Source organism: Pseudomonas sp. F-14 TE3623 (genome assembly GCF_053629015.1).
The window spans coordinates 3,543,191-3,566,957 of the sequence record NZ_JBRJHM010000001.1 but is presented as its reverse complement, the minus strand read 5'-3'; the positions used below and the strand labels follow the sequence as shown (position 1 = coordinate 3,566,957).

Here is a 23,767-nt window from a genome sequence, read left to right as displayed (position 1 = left end):
TTACGGACCGGCCAAGGTGTCAGCGGCGGCATCAATAAACGTGCCGGGTGCCCCGCTTACGCATCGGGCAGTGCCATAAAATTTCGCTAACCAACTGATGTTAATCAGCTTTATTTATCCAACTATTGAATCCGCGGTGAGTTGCCATGCCACTCAGGCCGAATGTCAGGCAAGTTGTCCGAACAGTCAGGACTCAATCTGGTGCGTCGATCTTTTTTGAAAGACTGCGCCTCAACCATAGACCATCCACAAGCGGCTGATTTCACATAGAAAATCTCGTCTATTTTTGGAACCTGTCAAGTGCGTCAAAATGGTGAGAGGCCTCACCATTTTGGTGATTTTCAGTTTTAATCGTTATTTTTCAACATGTTAAAACAGTCATAAGCTTATAAAAAATATTCTTGCTCAATCGACAAACTGCAGCTAGCGTCTATTCTTGACAGCGCTGACAGGAATACACCGATTGGCGTCTGCTTCATATAAAACATTTAGAACCGGCATCAGTCGGTCAATGCCTGCGAGGAACTCGGAATGTCTCTGTTGATCCGTGGCGCCACCGTTATTACCCATGATGAAAGTTATCGCGCCGACGTCTATTGCGCCGACGGCGTGATCAAAGCCATCGGTGAAAACCTCGATGTTCCCGCCGACGCCGAAGTGCTCGACGGCAGCGGCCAATACCTGATGCCCGGCGGCATCGACCCGCACACTCATATGCAGTTGCCCTTCATGGGCACGGTGGCCAGCGAAGACTTCTTCAGCGGCACCGCAGCGGGGCTTGCCGGCGGCACCACCTCGATCATCGACTTCGTGATTCCCAACCCGCAGCAATCGTTGATGGAGGCATTTCATCAATGGCGCGGCTGGGCCGAGAAGTCGGCGTCGGACTACGGTTTCCACGTCGCCATCACTTGGTGGAGCGAGCAGGTCCGCGAAGAAATGGCCGAGCTGGTCAGCCATCACGGCGTCAACAGCTTCAAGCATTTCATGGCCTACAAGAACGCGATCATGGCCGCCGACGATACGCTGGTGGCAAGTTTCGAACGTTGCCTGGAATTGGGCGCAGTGCCAACCGTGCATGCGGAAAACGGCGAGCTGGTCTATCACCTGCAACGCAAGTTAATGGCCCAGGGCATGACCGGGCCGGAAGCGCACCCGCTGTCACGGCCTTCGCAGGTGGAAGGTGAGGCCGCGAGCCGGGCGATCCGCATTGCTGAAACCTTGGGCACGCCGCTGTACCTGGTCCACGTCTCGACCAAGGAAGCCCTCGACGAAATCACCTATGCCCGCAGCAAGGGCCAACAGGTCTACGGCGAAGTGCTGGCCGGGCATCTGCTGCTGGACGACAGCGTTTACCAACACCCGGACTGGCAAACCGCCGCCGGTTACGTGATGAGCCCGCCCTTCCGTCCTCGCGGCCATCAGGAAGCCCTTTGGCACGGCCTGCAATCAGGCAACCTGCACACCACCGCCACCGACCACTGCTGCTTCTGCGCCGAGCAAAAAGCCGCCGGCCGTGACGACTTCAGCAAGATCCCCAACGGCACTGCCGGTATCGAAGACCGCATGGCGGTGCTCTGGGATGAAGGGGTGAACACCGGTCGTTTGTCGATGCAGCACTTCGTTGCCCTCACCTCCACCAACACCGCGAAGATCTTCAACCTCTACCCGCGCAAGGGTGCGATCCGTGTGGGCGCCGATGCCGATCTGGTGCTGTGGGATCCGGAAGGTACGCGGACGATTTCAGCCAAGACCCATCACCAGCAAGTCGACTTCAACATCTTTGAAGGCAAGACCGTGCGCGGCGTGCCGAGCCACACCGTCAGCCAGGGCCGAGTGGTGTGGGCCGATGGTGATTTGCGGGCCGAGCGTGGTGCCGGTCGGTATGTCGAACGGCCAGCGTATCCGGCGGTGTTTGATTTGCTGAGCAAGCGGGCTGAGATGTGCAGGCCGGTTGCTGTGAAACGTTGAAATCGTGGCCTTCGGCCTTCGCGAGCAAGCCCGCTCCCACAAGGGAACGCATTCCAAATGTGGGAGCGGGCTTGCTCGCGAAGGCGGCAGTCCTGAGAACACAAAAACCAATGCCCACCAGAGGCAGCACCTCAAAAAACATGAGGCCTTAAACCGTGATCAAGACCCTGAACCACCTCCCGCATCCCCATGAGGACGCGGCCGCCCTCGCCGGCCATTTCACCGATCTGGCGCCACCACTCAACGACCGTCAGGCGCATCTGGAAGCCTCGCGCTGCCTGTATTGCTACGACGCGCCATGCGTGAATGCCTGTCCGAGCGACATCGACATTCCCTCGTTCATCCGCAATATCCATCAGGAAAACGTTCAGGGCGCCGCGCAGAAAATCCTCTCGGCGAATATCCTCGGCGGCAGTTGCGCCCGGGTCTGCCCGACGGAGATTCTTTGCCAGCAAGCCTGTGTGCGTAACAACGCCCAGGAATGCGCGCCGGTGCTGATAGGCCTGTTGCAACGCTATGCCGTGGACAACGCACACTTCAGCGAACACCCGTTTCAACGCGCCGCCGCAACCGGTAAGCGCATCGCCGTGGTGGGTGCCGGCCCGGCCGGTTTGTCCTGCGCGCACCGTAGCGCCATGCACGGCCATGACGTGGTGATTTTCGAGGCGCGAGAAAAGGCTGGTGGCCTCAACGAATACGGAATCGCCAAGTACAAACTGGTGGACGATTACGCGCAGAAGGAGCTTGAGTTTTTGTTGGGAATTGGCGGGATCGAGATTCGCCACGGGCAGAAACTTGGCGACAACCTGACCCTCAGCGAACTGCATCAGCAATTCGATGCGGTGTTCCTTGGTCTCGGCCTGGCCGCCAGTAAACAGCTGGGGCTGGCCCACGAGGATGCCCCCGGCCTGCTCGCCGCCATCGACTACATCCGCGAACTGCGCCAGGCCGATGACCTGACGCAACTGCCGCTGGCCGAGCACTGCATTGTCCTCGGTGCCGGCAATACCGCCATCGACATGGCCGTGCAAATGGCTCGCCTCGGCGCTCGCGACGTGAATCTGGTGTACCGCCGCGGCGTAGAGGACATGGGCGCCACCGGCCACGAACAGGACATCGCCAAGGCCAATCAGGTGCGGCTGCTGACCTGGGCGCAACCGCAAGAAGTGCTGCTCGACGATAAGGGCAAGGTGCGCGGCATGCGCTTCGCCCGCACCCGGTTGGAGGAAGGTCGCCTGCAAACCACTGGTGAAACCTTCGAACTGGCCGCCGACGCGATCTTCAAAGCCATCGGCCAGGCTTTCGACGGCAGCGCCCTCGCCGATCCGCTGGCCCGTGAACTCAAGCGTCAGGGCGACCGCATCCTCGTCGACGAACAGCTGCGTACCAGCATTCCCGGCGTGTATGCCGGTGGCGACTGCACCAGCCTCGATCAGGACCTCACCGTGCAGGCCGTGCAGCACGGCAAGCTGGCCGCCGAGGCCATCAACGCTCAACTCATGCTCAACGTGGAGGCTGCGTAAATGGCCGATCTCTCGATTGTTTTCGCCGGCATCAAGGCCCCCAATCCGTTCTGGCTCGCTTCCGCGCCACCGACCGACAAAGCCTACAACGTGGTTCGCGCATTCGAGGCTGGCTGGGGTGGCGTGGTCTGGAAAACCCTGGGTGAAGACCCGGCGGCGGTCAACGTATCGTCGCGTTACTCGGCACACTTCGGGGCTAATCGGGAGGTGCTTGGTTTTAACAACATCGAGCTGATCACCGACCGTTCGCTGGAAATCAACCTGCGGGAAATCACTCAGGTCAAAAAGGACTGGCCGGACCGCGCGCTGATCGTGTCGCTGATGGTGCCCTGTGTCGAAGAGTCGTGGAAAAACATCCTGCCGCTGGTGGAAGCCACCGGGGCCGACGGCATTGAACTGAATTTCGGCTGCCCCCACGGCATGCCGGAACGGGGCATGGGCGCGGCGGTCGGCCAGGTGCCGGAATACGTCGAACAGGTCACCCGCTGGTGCAAGACTTATTGCTCGCTGCCGGTGATCGTCAAGCTCACGCCGAACATCACCGACATCCGCGTCGCCGCCCGTGCCGCTTACCGAGGCGGGGCTGATGCAGTGTCGTTGATCAACACCATCAACTCGATCACCAGCGTCAACCTGGAGCGCATGGTCGCCAATCCCGCCGTCGGCAGCCAAAGCACCCATGGTGGTTATTGCGGTTCGGCGGTGAAGCCGATTGCGCTGAACATGGTCGCCGAGATCGCCCGCGATCCGCAGACCCAAAGCTTGCCGATCTGCGGCATTGGCGGGATTGGCAGTTGGCGCGACGCAGCAGAGTTCATCGCGCTGGGCAGCGGCGCGGTGCAGGTGTGCACGGCGGCGATGCTGCATGGTTTCCGGATTGTCGAGGAGATGAAGGACGGTTTGTCACGCTGGATGGACAGTCAGGGCTACGCCAGCGTCTCGGAATTTTCCGGGCGTGCGGTGGGCAATACCACGGACTGGAAGTACCTGGACATCAACTATCAGGTGATTGCGAAGATTGATCAGGAGGCATGCATCGGTTGCGGTCGCTGCCACATCGCTTGCGAAGACACCTCGCACCAGGCGATTGCGAGCCTTAAGCAGGCGGACGGGACGCATAAATATGAAGTGATCGATGATGAGTGCGTGGGGTGCAATCTGTGCCAGATCACGTGCCCGGTGCAGGATTGCATCGAGATGGTGCCGATGGATACCGGCAAGCCGTTTCTGGATTGGAATCATGATCCGAGGAATCCGTACCATGTCGCGGTCTGAACTCAGCGGCGCCTGAACTGACGCCTTCGCGGGCAAGCCCGCTCCCACAGTGGATCACCTTCGTGCACAAATACTGTGTTCGCTAAAGATCTAATGTGGGAGCGGGCTTGCTCGCGAAGAGGCCAGCTGCAGCGCCCCCAACCTCAAGGCTCCAACCCAATCCCACGCAATATCACACTGGTCACCGTCTGCACCGCCCGCTCGAACTGCATGTCCGACAGTGGCTGGTGATCGTTAAGAATATTCACCTGGTGATCAAAGTCGGCGTAGTGCTGGGTCGAGGCCCAGATCATGTACAGCAGGCTGGAAGGCTCCACCGGCAGGATGCGTTTGTCCTCCACCCACTGGCGAATTTTCGCTTCTTTCATCTTGGCCCAGTCGTACAGGCTGGCGTCCAGTTTCTCACCCAGTGTCGGCGCGCCGTGGATGATTTCGTTGGCCCAGACTTTCGAACCGTACGGCCGGCTGCGGGAATGGTTCATCTTGGCGCGGATGTAGCTGCTGAGCACCACTCGCGGGTCGTCGAACATCTCGAAGCACAGGGCATCCTGCTTCCAGACCTCCAGCAAACCCAGCAGCACCGCGCTGTACAGTTCACTCTTGGTACTGAAGTAGTAATGCAGGTTGGAGCGCGGCAGTTGCACTTCGGCGGCGATGTCGGCCATGGCGGTGCTGCCGAAACCTTTTTCGGCGAAGACTTTTTCGGCCCCCAGCAGAATTTTTTCGACGTTACTGCGACGAATCTCGATCTTGTGATTGCCCATGAGGGCTCCCTGACAACAGCGTTGGTCAAGACTAGCATCCGCTCTGGATCGGGGCGACAGGGGAAAACGAAACTTCGTACGGTGGTCTTGAGGCAGGTAAACTGGCCGCCTCTTTGAACCTGCCTCCGAGGTCTTCACGATGCTGCTCAAGAACGCCCTGACCACCACCGCCCTCCTCAGCTCGCTGCTCGCCGCCTCCTCGGTGTTTGCCCACGCGCACCTGAAAAGCCAGACCCCGGCGGCCGACAGCACCGTGAGCGCACCTGCGGAACTGCGCCTGAAGTTTTCCGAAGGGGTTGAAGCGACATTCACCAAAGTGACGATCAGCAAGAACGGCGCCGACGTTCCGGTAAAAAACCTCGCCACCGAAGGCAGCGACAAGAAAACCCTGATCGTCACCCCCGCCGCGCCGTTGGCCGCTGGCGATTACAAAGTCGAATGGCACGCCGTGTCGGTCGACACCCATAAAAGCGAAGGTGCCTATCGCTTCAAGGTCGGTCAGTAATTCATGACCGATGCGCTGGTGCTGTGCCGCTTTCTGCATTTCACCGTGGTGCTGATGCTGTTCGGAGCCTGGGTGTTCAGGCCTCTGCTGTTGGGCCGTGAAACCGCGTGGCTGGATCCGTCTCTGGCGCGAGTGACCCGCTGGCTTACCGCTGTGGCGTTAATCAGTGGCATAGGCTGGTTGCTGCTGATCACCGCCAGCATGGCCGGCTCCGCGGATGCGGCATTCGATCCGGCGACGCTAGGCCTGGTGCTGCGCAATACCTTTTTCGGTCAGGTCTGGCGCTGGCATCTGCTGCTCAATCTGTTGCTCATGGCCCTGCTGCTGACGCCCTGGCGTTCCAGTACGCTTTGGCGCATCAGCCTTTCCAGCCTGCTGCTGGCGACGCTGGCCCCGGTCGGGCATGGCGCCATGCTCGATGGTCTGCAAGGCCAGTTGCTGATCCTCAACCAGATCATTCATCTGGCCTGCGTCGGCGCTTGGCTTGGTGGGTTGATGTTGCTGGTGATGATTTTGCGCCAACCGGCCGATCATCCCTTGAGCGCGATATTGCAACGCTTCAGCGGGATCGGTTACGCCTTGGTGGCGGGACTGGTGATGACCGGGCTGATCAACGTGCGGGTATTGACCGGCGTGTTCTGGCCGACGCCGTTGCTATCCGGGTTTGCGCTGATCCTGTTGATCAAGGTTGTGCTGGTGATCGGGATGCTGGGGTTGGCGCTGTTCAATTGGCTGCGGATCAAGGATTGCCAGCAGCACCTGGGACAGTTGCGTACCAGCGTCATGCTGGAGTGGTTGCTGGGAATTGGCGCGGTGGCAGCGGTTTCGCTACTGGGCACCATGCCGCCGATGATTACCGCCTGAACACATCTCCAATGTGGGAGCGGACTTGCTCGCGAAAGCGGTCTGACATTCAGCATTGATGTCGGCTGAAAGTCCGTCTTCGCGAGCAAGCCCGCTCCCACAGGGTTTTGCGGTGGTCATGGATTATTGGGATCCCCTTCCGCGGCGGTATCAATACTCACCACCACTGACATCCCCGGTCGCAACCGCTCGCTCTGTTCCTGATCGGCATCGACGGTGATCCGCACCGGTACCCGCTGGGCGATCTTGACGAAGTTGCCGGTGGCGTTGTCGGCCTGCAACAGGCTGAACTCGGAACCTGTGGCCGGCGAAATCCGCTGTACCCGTCCGTGGAATTGACGATGGCTCAGCGCATCGACCGTGAAGCTCACCGGCTGGCCGACCCGCACGTTGTCCATCTGGGTTTCCTTCATGTTGGCGATCACCCACAACTGGTTCGGCACCAACGCCATCAGCTGCGCGCCGGAGTTCACGTAGGCGCCAAGGCGCACGCCGATCTGCCCGAGTTGCCCATCGCGCGGCGCCACTACGCGAGTGTTCGACAGGTCGATCCGTGCCAGTTGTACCGCCGCTTCGGCGTTGGCCACCGCGGCTTCCAGGGAGCCGCGATTGACGATCACCGTTTGCAGATCCTGCCGGGAGATTTCCAGATTGGCCTGAGCCTGCGCCACTGCGGCACTGGTCTGCGCATTGGCGGCCAGGGTCACGTCCAGTTCGCGTTTCGACACCGAGCCATCGCTGATCAGCTCCTTGTTACGGCGCAAATCCGCTTCACTTTTGCGCAACTGCGCCTGGGCGTCGGCGACTGCGGCCTGACGCAACTTGATGGTCGCTTCGGCGCTGTTGCGTTGCTGCACCACGTTGGCCAACGCGGCTTTCTCCACTGCCAGTTGCGCCAGGGATTGATCCAGGCGCTGCTTATAAATGCGGTCGTCAAGGCGTACCAGCAAATCCCCGGCCTTCACAAACTGAAAGTCCTGCACCGACACTTCGTAAACATAACCGCTGAGCTGCGGGCCGATGATCGTTACCTGACCCCGCACCAGAGCGTTTTCCGTGGTCTCGACCGCGCTGCTGAACGGCGGCAGTTGCCAGGCGTACAACACGATCAGCACACCGACGATGGCAATCGCCGCAAAGCCCAGGGACGAGATGATCCGCACCCGCAGCGAACGCGGTTCGGTGCCCGGCGAGGATGGCGGCGTTACGCCTTCGGGGGTGGCGGCAATGGCGTTGGTGGTCGGTTCGGTCATGAAGAAGTGGCACCGCTGGTTTGTACGGTTGGAGTGGCAGGCGCCGGGGTGACGGTAGTGCTCATCAGCCACAGGGCGCGAATGGAAATCCAGATCATGGTCAGCACTGCGATCACGGCAATCAGCATGAACACATCGTTATAGGCTAGAACATTGGCCTCGCGGGTGACCGCCGCGGCCAGGCTGCGAATGCCCTGCAGGTTGCGCAGGCTCGGGTCGGCGATCACCGAGCCGACCGCGTTGCCACCGCTCTGTACCCGCGCCGCCACTCGCGGATCGAGCAGGGTCAGCTGCTCGACGATGTGGCTGGAGTGAAACTTCTCGCGCACGATCTGGAACGTTCCCAGCAACGCCGCGCCGATCAAGCCGCCGAGGTTCTGGCAGATACCGAACAGTACTGAGAAACTCACCAGATTGCGCGGGCTGGTCAGCACGTTGCGCATGCCGAAGACCATGGTCGGCCCGAGGAAAAACGTCCCGCCGAAGGCCAGCAAAAACTGACTGAAGTACAGGTTTTCCGGGCGGGTCAGGTTGTTCGAATAACTGTCCATCACCGAACCGACCGCCATCAGCGCGAGAGAGATGTTCAGCGGCATGATCAGGTGTTTGGGATCGATGGTCAGGGCGCTGGTGGCCAGACCGGCAATGCTGCCGATCAACATCACCACATACAGACTGTGCAATTGCTGACTGCTCATGTTCAGCGTCTGCATGAACCCCACCGCGCCGGTGGACTGCTCCGATGTCACCATGCGAATCAGGATCACCGCCAGGGCCAGGCGAATCATCGCTCCGCTGCCGAGCCAGCGGGTCATCAGCATCGGGTTGCTGCGGTTGTGCTCGATGGCCAGGCCCGTGAGGATCAATACGATCGAGGCCGCCGAGGCCACGCCGATCCACTGCGCTTCGAGCCACCAGTCGATCCGCCCCAGGGACAGCACCGCACATAGCAAGGCCACGCCGCTGGCGAGGATGGCAAAGGTCAGGAAGTCGAGTTTTTCGAAGGTCTTGAAGCGATCACCCGGCGGCAGTTTCAGCAGAAATACGCAGCCCAGGGACAACAGCGCCATACCCAATTCGAACAGATACAAGCCGCGCCACTCGGCGATTTGCAGCAGGTCTTCGGAGAACAATCGTGCCAGGGGCAACGCCAGTTGCGAGGTGCCGAGGCCCAATACCAGCGCCTTCATCCGCCACTTCGCCGGGAAGGCCTGGATCATGTAATACAGGCCCAGCGAAGTCAGCGCCGCGCCGACCATGCCGTGGGCCGCGCGCACGGCAATCGCCGAATTCAGGTCGTTGACGAACAAATGGCCGAAGGTCACCAGGGCATAGAGCATCAGGAACACTTCGGTGAACGCCCGCAGGCCGAACTGCTGGCGAAACTTCACCAGCAGCAGGTTCATCGACACGTTGGTCATCACATAGGCCGCCGGCAACCAGGCCATCTCGGCGGTGGTCGCCCCTAACGCGCCTTGCAGGTAAGGCAGGTTGGCGATCACTAGCGAGTTGCCGAGGCCGCCGGTCAATGCCACCAGCAAACCCACCAGCGCGTAGGCCAGCCGCTTGGTGTTGGAGTGCAACGGCGTTGAAGGCGAACCGGGCAGGCTGGGCCGTTCGTGAGGCTGCCAGTCGCGCGGGGTGTAGTGATCCATTCAATGGCCTTGTTTCGGGAAGGTTGTCAGTTTGCCGCAAAAAACCGGAAAAAGTTCAGTCTGTGGCTGCAATCAATCCCCTTGTGGGAGCGGGCTTGCTCGCGAAAGCGGTCTGACATTCAACAGTCGGCTGACAGTCCGTCTTCGCGAGCAAGCCCGCTCCCACAAGGGGGGCGATGTGATCGTACAACTTGTGATTGACAATCCTCGAAAAGCTCGCAAATAATCGCCGCCAATGTTGTACGACGACGTATAACAAAAAATAAAAATAACAAAAAACCAGGGAGCGTTACTGTGAGCAGACTCGCCCGCAATTCCTTCATCAGCACCCCTCGCCCCACCTTCGCCCGTCGCCATCCCCTCAGCCTGATCGGTTGCAGCAGCCTGTTTCTCGCCCTGCCCATGACCAGCCAGGCCGAAGGTTTCGTCGATGACGCCAAGGCCACGCTGAACCTGCGTAACGCCTACATCAATCGCAACTTCACCAACCCGAACAATGCCCAGGGCAAGGCTGAAGAGTGGACGCAAAACTTCATCCTCGACGCTAAATCCGGGTTCACCCAAGGCCCCATCGGTTTCGGCGTGGATGTGCTCGGTATGTACTCGCAGAAGCTCGACGGCGGTAAGGGCACGGGCGGCACGCAGTTGCTGCCGATCCATGATGACGGTCGCCCCGCGGACAATTTCGGTCGTCTGGGTGTGGCTCTGAAAGCCAAGGTCTCGAAAACCGAATTGAAGGTCGGCGAATGGATGCCAGTGCTGCCGATCCTGCGCTCCGATGATGGTCGCTCGCTGCCGCAAACCTTCCGCGGCGGCCAGGTCACCTCCACCGAGCTCAGCGGCCTGACGCTCTACGGCGGCCAGTTCCGCGGCAACAGCCCGCGCAATGATGCGAGCATGGAAGACATGTCGATGAACGGCAGAGGCGCGTTTACCTCCGACCGCTTCAATTTCGGCGGCGGCGAGTATGCGTTCAATGAAAAGCGCACTCAGGTCGGCGTCTGGTACGCGGAACTCAGCGACATTTATCAGCAGCAGTATTTCAACCTGAGCCACAGCCAGCCCATGGGCGACTGGACCCTGGGGGCCAACCTCGGTTACTTCATCGGCAAGGAAGACGGCAGCGCGCTGGCCGGCGACCTCGACAACAAAACCGCGTTTGCCCTGCTCTCGGCCAAATACGGCGGCAACACCTTCTATGTCGGCCTGCAAAAACTCAGCGGCGACAACGCCTGGATGCGTGTCAACGGCACCAGCGGCGGCACGCTGGCCAACGACAGTTACAACGCCAGTTATGACAACGCCAAGGAACGCTCCTGGCAGGTGCGTCACGACTACAACTTCGTCGCCCTCGGCATCCCCGGCCTGACGCTGATGAACCGCTACATCAGCGGCGATAACGTGCACACCGGAGCGATCACCGACGGCAAGGAATGGGGCCGCGAATCGGAACTGGCCTACACCGTGCAAAGCGGCGCGCTGAAGAGCCTCAACGTCAAATGGCGCAATGCGACCATCCGCCGCGATTTCAGCACCAACGAATTTGATGAGAACAGGATCTTTATCAGTTACCCGATTTCGTTGTTGTAAGGCAGGACACCTTTTCAGGTTGGCATAAATCCCATGTGGGAGCGGGCTTGCTCGCGAAGACGGCGGCACAGTCATTATTGATATCGCCTGGCACACCGCCTTCGCGAGCAAGCCCGCTCCCACAGGTTCAGCGCACTCACGGGGGATGAACATGACCCTCCGTCAATTTCAACCAAAGTCGCGTTGACAAGCACCAGAAAGCCTAACAATACTTCGACCAAGTCATACGACAACCTACAACAAACCCAATAACTACAATTTTCTGTTCAGGGATTTACATGACGACCACATCCCCATTCAATCGCCTGCTCCTGACCGGCGCCGCCGGTGGCCTCGGTAAAGTCCTGCGCGAACGCCTGCGACCTTACGCCAACGTACTCCGTCTGTCGGACATCGCCGACATGGCACCGCCCATTGATGATCGCGAAGAAGTCGTGCCGTGCGACCTCTCCGACAAGCAAGCAGTACATCAACTGGTCGAAGGCGTGGATGCAATCCTGCATTTCGGCGGCGTGTCGGTGGAGCGTCCGTTCGAAGAGATTCTCGGCGCCAACATCTGCGGCGTATTTCATATCTACGAAGCGGCCCGTCGCCATGGCGTGAAACGGGTAATTTTCGCCAGTTCCAACCACGTCATCGGCTTTTACAAGCAGGACGAAACCCTCGACGCCCACTCCCCTCGCCGCCCGGACAGCTATTACGGCTTGTCCAAGTCCTACGGCGAAGACATGGCCAGTTTCTACTTCGATCGCTATGGCATCGAAACCGTCAGCATCCGCATTGGCTCCTCGTTCCCGGAACCACAGAACCGCCGAATGATGAGCACCTGGCTGAGCTTCGACGACATGACCCAACTGCTCGAACGCGCGTTGTACACCCCGAATGTCGGCCACACCGTGGTGTACGGCATGTCCGACAACAAGAGCATCTGGTGGGACAACCGATTCGCGGCGCACCTGGGTTATGCGCCACAGGACACGTCCGAGGTCTTCCGCGAAAAAGTCGAAGCCCAACCAATGCCCGCCGAAGATGATCCGGCCCGGATTTATCAGGGTGGTGCCTTTGTCGCGGCCGGGCCGTTCGGCGACTGAGCCCTCGCCAATCCCCACATAACAAAGCCAAGGGAATGCGTTGCCATGCAAGTCGAATTGATTGTCGATGCCCGCAATGCGGTCGGTGAAAGCCCGGTGTGGGTCCCCGAGGAAAACGCCCTGTACTGGGTCGATATTCCGACCGGTGGATTACAGCGTTGGAATGCCGACAGCGGGCACGTTCACGCCTGGAAAGCCCCGCAAATGCTCGCCTGCATCGCTCGTCACAGCGCGGGTGGCTGGGTCGCCGGCATGGAAAGCGGATTCTTTCACCTGCACCCGCACAACGATGGCAGCCTCGACAGCGAACTGCTGGCCCACGTCGATCACGCCCGTCCCGACATGCGCCTGAACGATGGCCGCTGTGATCGTCAGGGCCGTTTCTGGGCCGGCAGCATGGTGCTGAACATGGGCGCCAACGCCGCCGACGGCACGCTCTATCGCTACAGCGCCGGACAACCCGGGCCGCTCGACGCCCGGCTCAGCGGTTTCATCGTGCCCAACGGCCTGGGCTTCAGCCCGGACGGCAAGACGATGTACCTCTCGGATTCGCACCCGAACGTGCAGCAGATCTGGGCCTTCGATTACGACATCGACAGCGGCACGCCATCCAACCGTCGACTGTTCGTCGACATGCATCACTTCCTTGGCCGCCCCGATGGCGCGGCAGTGGATGCCGAAGGTTGTTATTGGATCTGCGCCAACGACGCCGGGTTGATTCACCGTTTCACCCCCGATGGCCGACTGGATCGTTCGCTCCCCGTGCCGGTGAAGAAACCGACCATGTGCGCCTTCGGTGGCAGCCAGCTCGACACGTTGTTTGTGACCTCGATCCGCCCCGCTGATGACCATGACGAACAGTCGCTGGCCGGCGGCGTGTTCGCCCTCAACCCCGGCGTCAAAGGCTTGCCGGAACCGGTGTTCAACGAATTGCTTTAACCCCTCTGCTGCATCGCTGTGCCTTGAATAAAAAAAACAACAAGACTGGAGACACAACCCATGGACTTCAAACGCACCTTGCTCGCCGCCGCACTTCCCATCACTGCAGCACTCACCTTCACCCTCAGCAGCGCCGCCCAGGCGCTGGAAATCAAATTCGCCGACATCCACCCCGCCGGTTACCCGACCGTGGTCGCCGAGGAACAACTGGGTAAAACCCTGGTGACCGACAGCAACGGCAAGCTGACTTTCAAGATGTTTGCCGGCGGTGTGCTCGGTTCGGAAAAAGAAGTCATCGAACAGGCCCAGGTCGGCGCTATTCAGATGGCTCGGGTCAGCCTCGGCATCGTCGGGCCGGTGGTACCGGACGTGAACGTGTTCAACATGCCATTCGTGTTCCGCGACCAGGCGCACATGCGCAAAGTCATCGACGGTGAAGTCGGCGATGAGATCCTCGACAAGATCACCAACTCCGAATTCAATCTGGTCGCCCTGGCCTGGATGGACGGCGGCACGCGCAATATCTACACCAAAAAACCGGTACGCAGCCTCGCCGACCTCAAAGGCATGAAGATCCGCGTGCAAGGCAACCCGATGTTCATCGACACCATCAACGCCATGGGTGGCAACGGCATTGCCATGGACACCGGCGAGATCTTCAGTGCGTTGCAGACCGGGGTGATCGACGGCGCGGAAAACAACCCGCCAACCCTGCTCGAACACAACCACTACCAGAACGCCAAGTTCTACAGCCTGACCGGGCACCTGATCCTGCCCGAGCCAATCGTGATGTCGAAAATCACTTGGGAAAAACTCAGCCCCGACCAGCAAGTGCTGGTAAAAAAAGCCGCCAAAGCCGCACAGGCCCAGGAGCGCACGCTGTGGGATGCGAAGTCGGCCAGCAGTGAAGAAAAACTCAAGGCTGCCGGCGTCGAGTTCATCACCGTCGACAAAAAACCTTTCTATGAAGCCACGGCTTCGGTCCGGGAAAAATACGGCGCGCCTTACGCCGACCTGATCAAGCGCATCGAAGCCGTTCAGTAACCCTCCCTGCATTCATGAAAGGCCCGGCACCGTTGACGAGTGGATCGTCAGCGGCGCCCGGTTACGGTGAAACCCGATGAAGAATCTGCTGCTGCGCATCAACGACAGGATTTACATGACCTGCATCTGGGTCGCCGGCCTGTCGGTCCTGACTATTTCCCTGATCATTCCCTGGGGCGTCTTCGCCCGTTACGTCCTCGGCACCGGTTCCAGTTGGCCGGAGCCCACCGCGATTTTGTTGATGATGGTCTTCACCTTCATCGGCGCCGCCGCCAGTTATCGCGCCGGTGCGCACATGGCCGTGGCCATGCTCACCGACCGCATGCCCCCCGAACTGCGCAAGACCATGAGCATCGTTTCGCAGCTGCTGATGGCGACCATTTGCCTGTTCATGGCCATCTGGGGCACCAAACTCTGTCTGTCCACCTGGAACCAGTTCATGAGCGCTCTGCCCACTCTGCGCGTGGGCATCACCTATATGCCGATCCCCGTGGGCGGTGTGCTGACGCTGATTTTCGTGCTGGAAAAACTCTTGCTCGGTGACCAGAGCAACCGTCGGGTCGTGCGTTTCGACCTGGTTGAAGAAAGCGAAGGTGCCGCATAAATGGACGCTCTGATTCTGCTCGGCAGTTTTATCGCTTTGATCCTGATCGGCATGCCGGTCGCCTACGCCCTGGGGCTTTCTGCCCTGATCGGTGCGTGGTGGATCGACATCCCGTTCCAGGCGCTGATGATTCAGGTCGCCGGTGGCGTGAACAAATTCTCGTTACTGGCGATTCCGTTCTTCGTGCTCGCCGGGGCGATCATGGCCGAAGGCGGCATGTCCCGGCGACTGGTGGCGTTTGCCGGGGTGCTGGTGGGGTTCGTGCGCGGCGGGCTGTCGCTGGTGAACATCATGGCCTCGACCTTCTTCGGCGCGATTTCCGGCTCTTCGGTGGCGGACACGGCGTCGGTCGGTTCGGTGCTGATTCCGGAAATGGAGCGTCGCGGCTACCCGCGGGATTTCTCCACCGCGGTGACGGTCAGCGGTTCGGTGCAAGCCCTGCTGACGCCGCCCAGCCATAACTCAGTGCTGTACTCGCTGGCCGCTGGCGGTACCGTTTCGATTGCTTCGCTGTTCATGGCCGGCGTAGTGCCGGGCCTGCTGATGAGCGCGTGCCTGATGGTGCTGTGCCTGATCTTCGCCAGAAAGCGCAATTACCCCAAGGGCGAAGTCATTCCCCTCAAGCAGGCGCTGAAAATCTGCGGTGAAGCGATGTGGGGCATGATGGCGATGGTCATCATTCTCGGCGGCATTCTCTCGGGCATCTTCACCGCCACCGAATCGGCGGCGATCGCGGTGCTGTGGTCGTTCTTCGTCACCATGTTCATCTACCGCGACTACAAATGGAGTGAGCTGCCCAAGTTGATGCACCGCACGGTGCGCACCATTTCGATCGTGATGATCCTGATCGGCTTCGCCGCCAGCTTCGGCTACATCATGACGCTGATGCAGATTCCGGCGAAGATCACCACGATGTTCCTGACCCTGTCGGATAACCGTTACGTGATCCTGATGTGCATCAACGTAATGCTGCTGTTGCTCGGCACGGTGATGGACATGGCGCCGCTGATCCTGATCCTCACGCCGATTCTGATGCCGGTGATTCTGGGCATTGGCGTGGACCCGGTGCAGTTCGGCATGATCATGCTGGTGAACCTGGGGATCGGATTGATCACACCGCCGGTAGGCGCGGTGCTGTTTGTCGGCTCGGCGGTGGGCAAGGTCAGCATCGAAAGCACCGTGAAAGCGCTGCTGCCGTTCTATGGCGTGCTGTTCCTGGTGCTGATGGCCGTGACTTACATTCCCGCCATTTCGCTGTGGTTGCCGCATTTGGTGTTGTAAAAAACCAAGAATGCACCGTGCTCAATGGAATATTCCTGCGGGCACGGGCTTTTTGTGGCGAGGGGGCTTGTCGGAACGTCGCATCGCCCCGTTCGGCTGCGAAGCAGTCGCAATCCAGACAACTCGGTATGCCTGAAAGATTATTGGGGCCGCTGCGCGACCCAACGGGGGCAAGCCCCCTCGCCACAGAAGCCTCTCATTGAGCCAATGAAGATCGCCATGACGCCAACACTCCTGGAACTCGAAGACGAACTCACCCGCCTCACCCTCGCCCCCGAACTCGGTGCGAGCATCGTCAACTGGACGGTACGCAGCACCGGCCAACCGCTGTTGCGCCACAGTGACCAACACGCCTTGAACACCGGCCTGCCCGGCAAACTCGCCTGCTATCCCCTGGCGCCATGGTCGAACCGCATCTCGGAGGGTGGTTTCGACTGCCCCGATGGCTGGCTCGCGCTGGCGCCCAACAGTCTCACCGACCCGCTGCCGATTCATGGCAGTGCCTGGCAACAGCCGTGGCAGATCGTCTCGCACACCCGCGATGAAATCGTCCTGCAACTCGACAGCTCCACGCCCTTCGCTTATCGCGCAAGGCAACGTTTCCGTCTGAGCGAGGGCAAGCTGAGCATCGATTTGCAGGTCACCCATCTGGCCGAACACGCCGCCTGGCATGGGGTCGGTTTACACCCTTATTTCCCGCGCACTGCAGGCACTCGGTTGCAAGCGCAGGCGCGACAGGTCTGGTTGTGCGACAGCGCAAAACTGCCAACACAACTCACTTCGATACCCAAGGATTGGGGCTTCAGCCAGCCCCGGGCATTACCCGAAACGCTGGTGGACAACGGCTTTTGCGAATGGGACGGCCACTGCCTGATCCAGCAACCCGACTTAGGTTATGAACTGGAATGCCAGGCCACCGGCAGCGACTACTACTTGCTCTACTGCCCCGTGGGTCTGGAATTTTTCTGTATCGAGCCGGTGAGCCACCCGGTCAATGCCCATCACTTGCCGGGTCGGCCAGGGTTGCGTTTGCTGGAGCAAGGCCAATCTGCCGAACTCGGTTTCAGCCTGCGCTATCGCTACGCCAACAGCTGAGTCAGCACCGCGCGCAACTTGCCGGGCTTCACGGGTTTGTTCAGCAGCGGCGCGTCGAGGCGCTGCAATGAACGCCGGCACTGGTCGGTGCGGTCGGCGGTGATGATCACCGCCGGAATCGCCTGGCTAAAGTGTTCGCGCAAATGCCGGACCACCTCACAACCCACCACCCCGTGATCGAGGTGATAGTCCGCCAGAATCAGTTCCGGCGCCTGTCCCTGCAAAGCCACCAGCGCGGTGGCCTCGTCGGTGGCGGTGACCACCTCGCAGCCCCACTGCCCGAGCAGCGCACTCATGCTTTCAAGGATGCTGACTTCATTGTCCAGCACCAACAGACGCCGTCCCGGCAACGGGTTGCCGGTACTCGGCTGCGGTGCGACCTGACTGATCGGCAGTGGAATCTCATGGGAAATCGGCACTTCGATGCTGAACACCGAACCGCGCCCCGGCCGTGAATGCACTTGAATTCTGTAATCGAGGATCTTGGCGATGCGTTCAACAATCGCCAGTCCCAGGCCTACACCCTTGCGATCGGCGGCGCGCCCGACGTCCAGTTGGTTGAACTCGAGGAAGATCGAGTCAAGACGATCCGCCGCAATCCCGCGCCCGGTGTCCCAGACTTCGATACGCAGCGCATCGCCCCGGCGTCTTGCCCCCAGCAGAATGCAGCCCTCGTCGGTGTAGCGGCAGGCATTGCTGAGGAAGTTGCGCAAAATCCGCGTCATCAGGCGCAAGTCAGTATGAATGGCGTAATCGCCCATGTGCACCCGCAGGTTCAACCCGGCTGCCGCGGCCACCGACTGAAACTCCGAGACCAGTGGCGCGAATAATTCGTCGAGGCGGTACAGGGCAATGTCCGGCTTCACCGCGGCCTGATCGAGCCGGGAAATATCCAGCAGATCGGTGAGCAAGTCTTCAGCCCCTTCCAGCGCCTGATGCGTGCGCTCCACCAGCACCTGCTCGACGTCGGGCAGTTTGCGTTCGCGCAAGGTCGAGATCAGCAAACGCGCGGCATTGAGCGGTTGCAGCAAGTCGTGACTGGCGGCGGCGAGGTATTTGTCCTTGCTGCGATTGGCGGCTTCAGCGGCATCACGGGCATCGCGCAAGGCTTCTGCGATCTGTTTGCGCTGGGTGATCTGCTGTTGCAGGTTGCGGTTGGCGTCCAGTAACTCGTTGGTGCGCGCGGTGACCCGCTGCTCCAGTTCGTCATTGAGTTGTTGCAGGCGCTGCTGAGCGAGTTTTCGCTCGGTGATATCGGCGACAAAACCCTCCACCAAGCCTTCCTGATCTGGTTTGAGCAGCAGGTTCATCAATACATCAAGAACGCTGCCGTCCTTGCGCCGCAGCTGAGTTTCGTAACCCAGCAGGCTGCGTTCGCGCTGGAGAATTTCGCCGATGCTTTCCAACTCCTGCGCCCCACCAACAAACAGCGTGCCCGCCAGGTCCGTCAGGGAAAACAGCACCTCCTGCGGGTTTTGATAACCGAGCATCCGCGCCAGCGCCGGGTTGGCGGCGCGCATGCCCTCCAGCAGGCTGGCCTGGAAGATCCCGTGCACCGCGTTTTCGAACAGCCATTTGTAGCGGTTGCGTTCGGTTTCCAGTTCATCCAGGCGCGCGGCCAGTTCCGGGTAATGACTCTTGCGCGCCGAGTGGTTGCCTAAGCCGAGTAACCCGGCCAGCGCCCGTTGTTGCTCGTCAGAGGGCTTCGCCATAGACGACCTCGACGTCGCGCTGACTGGATTCACGCGGATTGGTAAGGATGCACGGGTCGTGCATGGCGTGTTGCGACAGAAACGGAATGTCCGCGGTACTCACCCCGTGCAGGCCGAGGGTTTCGTGGAAGCCGATGGCGTGTTTGAGGGCGATCAGGTGTTCGACCAGCCGCCCGCAAATCTGCCGGTGATTGAGGCCACGGCAATCAATACCGAAGGTCTCGGCAATCACCTTGAAGCGCTCCGGCGCCGAGCTGTAGTTGAACGCCACCACGTGTTCCACCAGCACCGCGTTGCATAGCCCATGGGGCAGATCGAGAAAGCCGCCGAGGCTGTGGGACATGGCATGCACCGCGCCAAGGATCGCGTTAGAGAACGCCAGCCCGGCCTGCATGCTGCCGAGCATGATTTTTTCCCGCAGGGCGATGTCGCTCGGGTTGGCGATCATTTGCACCAGATTGCCGTTGATCAGCCGCATCGCTTCCAGCGCATGAGGATCGGTGAGCGGCCCGTGACCGGTGGAGACGAAGGCTTCGATGGCATGGACCAACGCGTCGATGCCGGTACAGGCCGACAGAAACGGGTCCATGCTCAGGGTGGTTTCCGGGTCGATCAGCGACACATCCGGCACCGCAGCCTTACTGACGATGGAGAACTTCATGCGTTCTTGCTGATTGGAGATGATCACGAACTGCGACACGTCGGCCGAAGTGCCGGCGGTGGTCGGGATCAGGATCAGCGGCGGGCTGGGCATGCGCAACATGTCCACGCCCTCGAATTCGAGGATGTTGCGCCCGTGGGCGACGACGATGCCGATGCCCTTGCCGCAATCCATCGGGCTGCCGCCGCCGATCGCCACGATCACATCGCAGTGATTCTCCCGGTACAGCTCGGCGCCGAGCATGACCTCTTCGATCCGCGGGTTGGGCGAAACGTCGCTATACAAAAAGAAATCAATGCCCTGGGCTTGCAGGCTGGCCTCGACATCGGCGACCCAACCGGCGGCAATCACACCGGGGTCGCTGACCACCAGCACCTTGCGGGCACCGAAGGTCTTGGCGTAGTTGCCGACATTGTGCCGACAACCGGCACCGAAGATGATTTCAGGCGAAACGAATTTACGCAGCTGGCTGAGATTCTGGCTCATTGGAAAGCCTGTTTTTTATTGTTTTGAAGGTAAAGAACACACTAAAGCATCCGGCTGCGAATGCAATCAGACCAATGGATAGCGAGCCGCGGTGTACTCAAATTTTGTATCCACTGAAGATCAACTGTGGGAGCGGGCTTGCTCGCGAAAGCGGCATTACATTCAACACATCTATTGACTGACACACCGCTTTCGCGAGCAAGCCCGCTCCCACAAGGGATTTGTGTTCACAACTCATCCGCGATAAATCAGCCGCGAGGCTTTCTCGTTGCGCAAGGTCAGGTGCTCCATGCCCTGCCCCGGCGCGTCGGCTTCGTCCCGGGCCTTGAGGATAACGTCGTGGTGCGGCGACTTGCTGCACACCGGATCGGCGTTGCTCGCGTCACCCGTAAGCATGAACGCCTGGCAACGGCAGCCGCCGAGGTCTTTGTGCTTTTCATCGCAGGAACGGCACGGCTCTTTCATCCAGTCATCGCCGCGAAAACGGTTGAAGCCGAAGGAGTCGTTCCAGATGTGCGCGATGCTGTGCTCGCGCACATTGGGAAATTGCACCGGCAACTGGCGGGCGCTATGACAAGGCAATGCCGTGCCGTCCGGAGTGATGTCGAGAAACAGGTTGGCCCAGCCATTCATGCAGGTTTTTGGGCGCTCTTCGTAGTAATCCGGGGTGACGAAAATCAGCTTGCACGGGTGGCCCTCGGCCTCAAGCCGCTGGCGGTATTCATTGGTAATGCGCTCAGCGCGCTGCAACTGTTCTCGGGTCGGCAACAGGCCGACGCGGTTGAGTTCAGCCCAACCGTAGAACTGGCACGTCGCCAACTCGACGAAATCCGCCTCCAGCTCCAGGCACAGTTCGATGATCTGCGCGATCTGGTCGATGTTGTGCCGATGGGTGACGAAATTCAGCACCATCGGGTAACCCTGGGCCTTCACCGCCCGAGCCATGGCCAGTTTCTGGGCGAAGGCCTTGCGCGAACCGGCGAGCAGATTGTTCACCTCTTCGTCGGCGGCCTGAAAGCTGATCTGGATATGATCCAGCCCGGCGATCTTGAAGTCGCGGACCTTCTGTTCGGTCAGACCGATACCCGAGGTGATCAGGTTGGTGTAGTAACCGATGTCCCGCGCGGCCTTGATCAGCTCGGCCAGGTCCTGGCGCACCAACGGCTCGCCACCGGAAAAACCCAGTTGCGCAGCGCCCATCTCCCGGGCCTCGCGGAACACCCGAATCCACTCTTCTGTGCTCAATTCCTCGCCCTGTTGGGCGAAGTCCAGCGGGTTGGAGCAATACGGGCATTGCAGCGGGCAGCGATAGGTCAGTTCCGCCAGCAACCACAGCGGTGGGCCGGGTTGCTGTTCGATCAGGCTCACAAGATGATCCCCCGGTGCCAGACCTGCTCGGTGGTGACGGTGTGATACGGCGGGCGATCCAGCTCGTAGGCCATGCTCATCGCGTCGAGCATGCTCCACAGCACATCGAGCTTGAACTGCAGAATCTCCAGCATGCGTTGCTGGCCTTCGACCGTGACGTAGTGCGCCAGGGTGATGCGCAAACCATGCTCGACATCGCGCCGGGCCTGGCTCAGACGCGTACGGAAATAGTCGTAACCGGCCGGGTCTATCCATGGGTAATGGGTGGGCCAGGCGTCGAGCCGAGACTGGTGGATTTGTGGCGCGAACAATTCGGTCAGGGAACTGCTGGCCGCTTCTTGCCAGCAAGCGCGATGGGCGAAATTGACATAGGCGTCCACGGCAAAACGTACGCCCGGCAGCACTAGCTCTTGCGAGAGGATTTGTTCGCGATCCAGCCCCACTGCTTCGCCCAATCGTAGCCACGCTTCGATGCCGCCTTCACTGCCGGGGACGCCGTCATGGTCGAGAATCCGTTGCAGCCATTCCCGGCGCACGTCGCGGTCCGGGCAGTTGGCGAGGATGGCGGCATCCTTGAGCGGGATGTTCACCTGGTAATAGAAGCGATTGGCGACCCAGCCCTGAATCTGTTCGCGGGTGGCGCGCCCGGCGTACATGGCTTGATGGAACGGGTGGTGGATGTGGTAATAGGCGCCTTTGGCGCGCAGGGCTGCTTCGAATTCGGCGGGGGTCATGGGAGTGTCAGTCATTGCGGTTCTCCGGATTTTGCGGTGTCTGGTCTGGCCCCTTCGCGAGCAAGCCCGCTCCCACAGTTGTTCGGTGTGAACATAGATTTTGTGTACACCAACAATCCAATGTGGGAGCGGGCTTGCTCGCGAAGAGGCCATCCGCTACAGCTCAATACTCATGCCGTCATAAGCCACTTCAATCCCGCGCCGTTCCAGCAATGCGCGCTCGGCCGAGTCTTCATCGAGGATCGGGTTGGTGTTGTTGATGTGGATCAGCACCTTGCGCTGGCGATTGAAGCCCTCCAGCACGTCAAGCATGCCGCCGGAGCCGCTTTGTGGCAGGTGGCCCATTTCGCTGCCCAGGCTCTGGCCGACTTCGCACACGCGCATTTCATCGTCGCGCCACAGCGTGCCATCCAGCAGCAGGCAATCGGCGCGTTGCATCCAGCTCAACACCTCGGCATCGACCTGCCCCAGCCCCGGCGCATAGAAAACCGATGTACCGCTGCGCAGGTCTTCGATGAACAGGCCGATGGTGTCGCCTGGCTGCGGATTGCCGCGATTGGGCGAGTACGGCGGTGCATTGCTGACCAACGGAATCGCGCGAAATTGCAGGTGTGGGCAGGCAGCGATGCGGAATGGCTCGCGATCCAGTTCGATGGGTTGCCACTGCAAGCCACCGTTCCAGTGTTTGAGCATGGTGAACAAGGGGAAGCCGCTGCTCAGGTCTTCGTGAACCCGCTCGGTGCACCAGACCGAATGCGGGCAGCCTTCGCGCAGGCTCAACAGCCCGGTGCAATGATCGATCTGACTGTCGAGCAGGACGACGCCGGCAATCGCCGTGTCACGCAAGCGTCGGGCTGGCTGCATCGCCGGGAAGCTTTCGAGTTGCGCGCGAATATCCGGTGATGCATTGCAGAGCACCCACTCCACACCGTCGTCGCTCAGGGCAATGGACGACTGCGTGCGGCGTTGTGCGCGCAGGTTGCCGTTGCGCATGGCGGCGCATTGACGGCAGTTGCAGTTCCATTGCGGAAAACCGCCGCCAGCGGCGGAACCGAGAACGCGGATGTGCATGGGATGGCTCCAGAAGGCAGGCCCGGCCAACGCGACGGCTGACCGGGCAATCAATCAACGGTTGGCGAAATACATCGTCACTTCGAAGCCAATGCGCAGATCGGTAAACGCGGGTTTATTCCACATGGGTCAATCCTCTTCTTGTTCCGGGCAATTCCGGTAAAGCCATTAATGCACGGGGGATGAGATGACCGAATGCTACTTTCGAAGGAGGTTGTGGGGTGCGTTGGTAGGGGGTGTGGCGCAGATCTTCAAATACACACAAGACCAATGTGGGAGAT

At 60.3% G+C, this 23,767-nt stretch carries 21 protein-coding genes; 12 read left to right on the top strand and 9 right to left on the bottom strand.

The window, feature by feature from the left end; all coding sequences use genetic code 11:
• Positions 1-531 precede the first annotated feature (531 nt).
• The 3 genes from hydA to preA all read left to right on the top strand — a co-directional run bounded on the left by hydA (position 532) and on the right by preA (position 4,769).
• On the top strand, positions 532-1,971 hold the full coding sequence (hydA, locus tag AB7M29_RS16710; RefSeq protein WP_448723888.1) for a dihydropyrimidinase: 1,440 nt from the start codon (positions 532-534) through the stop codon (positions 1,969-1,971).
• Between the two features lie 155 nt (positions 1,972-2,126).
• Entirely contained in the window at positions 2,127-3,494 is a 1,368-nt protein-coding gene (locus AB7M29_RS16705; protein WP_454247332.1) for an NAD(P)-dependent oxidoreductase, read from the top strand.
• The gene (gene preA, locus AB7M29_RS16700) at positions 3,495-4,769 is read left to right on the top strand and encodes an NAD-dependent dihydropyrimidine dehydrogenase subunit PreA (protein ID WP_454247331.1); all 1,275 of its coding nucleotides are present in this window, start codon (positions 3,495-3,497) and stop codon (positions 4,767-4,769) included.
• A gap of 143 nt (positions 4,770-4,912) precedes the next feature.
• Here preA and AB7M29_RS16695 read toward each other — a convergent pair whose 3' ends face one another.
• Positions 4,913-5,533 carry a TetR/AcrR family transcriptional regulator gene (locus tag AB7M29_RS16695; RefSeq protein ID WP_007899508.1) on the bottom strand — a complete coding sequence of 207 codons (621 nt, stop codon included), beginning with the start codon at positions 5,531-5,533 and terminating at the stop codon, positions 4,913-4,915.
• Between the two features lie 139 nt (positions 5,534-5,672).
• On the opposite strand from AB7M29_RS16695, the gene copC reads away from it, so the two are divergent.
• Together copC and copD are read left to right on the top strand one after the other, a co-directional pair.
• Positions 5,673-6,038 (top strand): copper homeostasis periplasmic binding protein CopC, encoded by a 366-nt coding sequence (gene copC, locus AB7M29_RS16690; RefSeq protein WP_217854677.1) that lies wholly within the window; start codon positions 5,673-5,675, stop codon positions 6,036-6,038.
• A gap of 3 nt (positions 6,039-6,041) precedes the next feature.
• Complete coding sequence (gene copD / locus AB7M29_RS16685) at positions 6,042-6,902, top strand: copper homeostasis membrane protein CopD (RefSeq protein WP_217854676.1); 861 nt, start codon at positions 6,042-6,044, stop codon at positions 6,900-6,902.
• Between the two features lie 116 nt (positions 6,903-7,018).
• Here the strand turns inward: copD and AB7M29_RS16680 are convergent, their stop codons facing one another.
• Both AB7M29_RS16680 and AB7M29_RS16675 read right to left on the bottom strand, forming a co-directional pair.
• Positions 7,019-8,155 (bottom strand): HlyD family secretion protein, encoded by a 1,137-nt coding sequence (locus AB7M29_RS16680; RefSeq protein WP_454247330.1) that lies wholly within the window; start codon positions 8,153-8,155, stop codon positions 7,019-7,021.
• Positions 8,152-9,810, bottom strand: a complete 1,659-nt coding sequence (locus AB7M29_RS16675) for an MFS transporter (RefSeq protein WP_454247329.1) — start codon at positions 9,808-9,810, stop codon at positions 8,152-8,154. The genes AB7M29_RS16680 and AB7M29_RS16675 overlap by 4 nt, the downstream gene beginning before the upstream one ends.
• A 294-nt stretch (positions 9,811-10,104) precedes the next feature.
• On the opposite strand from AB7M29_RS16675, the gene AB7M29_RS16670 reads away from it, so the two are divergent.
• The 7 genes from AB7M29_RS16670 (at position 10,105) to AB7M29_RS16640 (ending at position 17,454) form a co-directional block, all read left to right on the top strand.
• On the top strand, positions 10,105-11,400 hold the full coding sequence (locus AB7M29_RS16670) for an OprD family porin (protein WP_454247328.1): 1,296 nt from the start codon (positions 10,105-10,107) through the stop codon (positions 11,398-11,400).
• Positions 11,401-11,678: 278 nt separating this feature from the next.
• Positions 11,679-12,491 (top strand): NAD-dependent epimerase/dehydratase family protein, encoded by an 813-nt coding sequence (locus tag AB7M29_RS16665; protein WP_048394631.1) that lies wholly within the window; start codon positions 11,679-11,681, stop codon positions 12,489-12,491.
• A 45-nt stretch (positions 12,492-12,536) separates the two neighbouring features.
• Entirely contained in the window at positions 12,537-13,430 is an 894-nt protein-coding gene (locus AB7M29_RS16660; RefSeq protein WP_217854674.1) for an SMP-30/gluconolactonase/LRE family protein, read from the top strand.
• Between the two features lie 60 nt (positions 13,431-13,490).
• Entirely contained in the window at positions 13,491-14,474 is a 984-nt protein-coding gene (locus AB7M29_RS16655) for a TRAP transporter substrate-binding protein (RefSeq protein ID WP_201060253.1), read from the top strand.
• Between the two features lie 76 nt (positions 14,475-14,550).
• Entirely contained in the window at positions 14,551-15,078 is a 528-nt protein-coding gene (locus AB7M29_RS16650; protein ID WP_038984172.1) for a TRAP transporter small permease, read from the top strand.
• Positions 15,079-16,359 (top strand): TRAP transporter large permease, encoded by a 1,281-nt coding sequence (locus tag AB7M29_RS16645; protein WP_217854673.1) that lies wholly within the window; start codon positions 15,079-15,081, stop codon positions 16,357-16,359.
• Between the two features lie 219 nt (positions 16,360-16,578).
• Positions 16,579-17,454 carry an aldose 1-epimerase gene (locus tag AB7M29_RS16640; RefSeq protein ID WP_217854672.1) on the top strand — a complete coding sequence of 292 codons (876 nt, stop codon included), beginning with the start codon at positions 16,579-16,581 and terminating at the stop codon, positions 17,452-17,454.
• Here AB7M29_RS16640 and AB7M29_RS16635 read toward each other — a convergent pair.
• The 6 genes from AB7M29_RS16635 to pqqA form a co-directional block, all read right to left on the bottom strand.
• Positions 17,439-19,166 carry a hybrid sensor histidine kinase/response regulator gene (locus tag AB7M29_RS16635; protein ID WP_454247327.1) on the bottom strand — a complete coding sequence of 576 codons (1,728 nt, stop codon included), beginning with the start codon at positions 19,164-19,166 and terminating at the stop codon, positions 17,439-17,441. The two genes, AB7M29_RS16640 and AB7M29_RS16635, sit on opposite strands and share 16 nt — an antisense overlap.
• Positions 19,150-20,313: an alcohol dehydrogenase-like regulatory protein ErcA gene (ercA, locus tag AB7M29_RS16630; protein ID WP_008071266.1), complete on the bottom strand. Its 1,164-nt coding sequence runs from the start codon at positions 20,311-20,313 to the stop codon at positions 19,150-19,152. The genes AB7M29_RS16635 and ercA overlap by 17 nt, the downstream gene beginning before the upstream one ends.
• 234 nt (positions 20,314-20,547) lie before the next feature.
• Positions 20,548-21,681, bottom strand: coding sequence for a pyrroloquinoline quinone biosynthesis protein PqqE (gene pqqE, locus AB7M29_RS16625; RefSeq protein WP_454247326.1), 1,134 nt, complete (start codon positions 21,679-21,681; stop codon positions 20,548-20,550).
• Positions 21,678-22,430 (bottom strand): pyrroloquinoline-quinone synthase PqqC, encoded by a 753-nt coding sequence (pqqC, locus tag AB7M29_RS16620; RefSeq protein ID WP_454247325.1) that lies wholly within the window; start codon positions 22,428-22,430, stop codon positions 21,678-21,680. The genes pqqE and pqqC overlap by 4 nt, the downstream gene beginning before the upstream one ends.
• 141 nt (positions 22,431-22,571) lie before the next feature.
• Positions 22,572-23,486, bottom strand: a complete 915-nt coding sequence (gene pqqB, locus AB7M29_RS16615) for a pyrroloquinoline quinone biosynthesis protein PqqB (protein WP_454247324.1) — start codon at positions 23,484-23,486, stop codon at positions 22,572-22,574.
• A 54-nt stretch (positions 23,487-23,540) separates the two neighbouring features.
• A complete protein-coding gene (pqqA, locus tag AB7M29_RS16610) occupies positions 23,541-23,612 on the bottom strand; it encodes a pyrroloquinoline quinone precursor peptide PqqA (RefSeq protein ID WP_010455123.1) in 72 nt (23 codons plus the stop codon).
• Between the last annotated feature and the right edge of the window lie 155 nt (positions 23,613-23,767).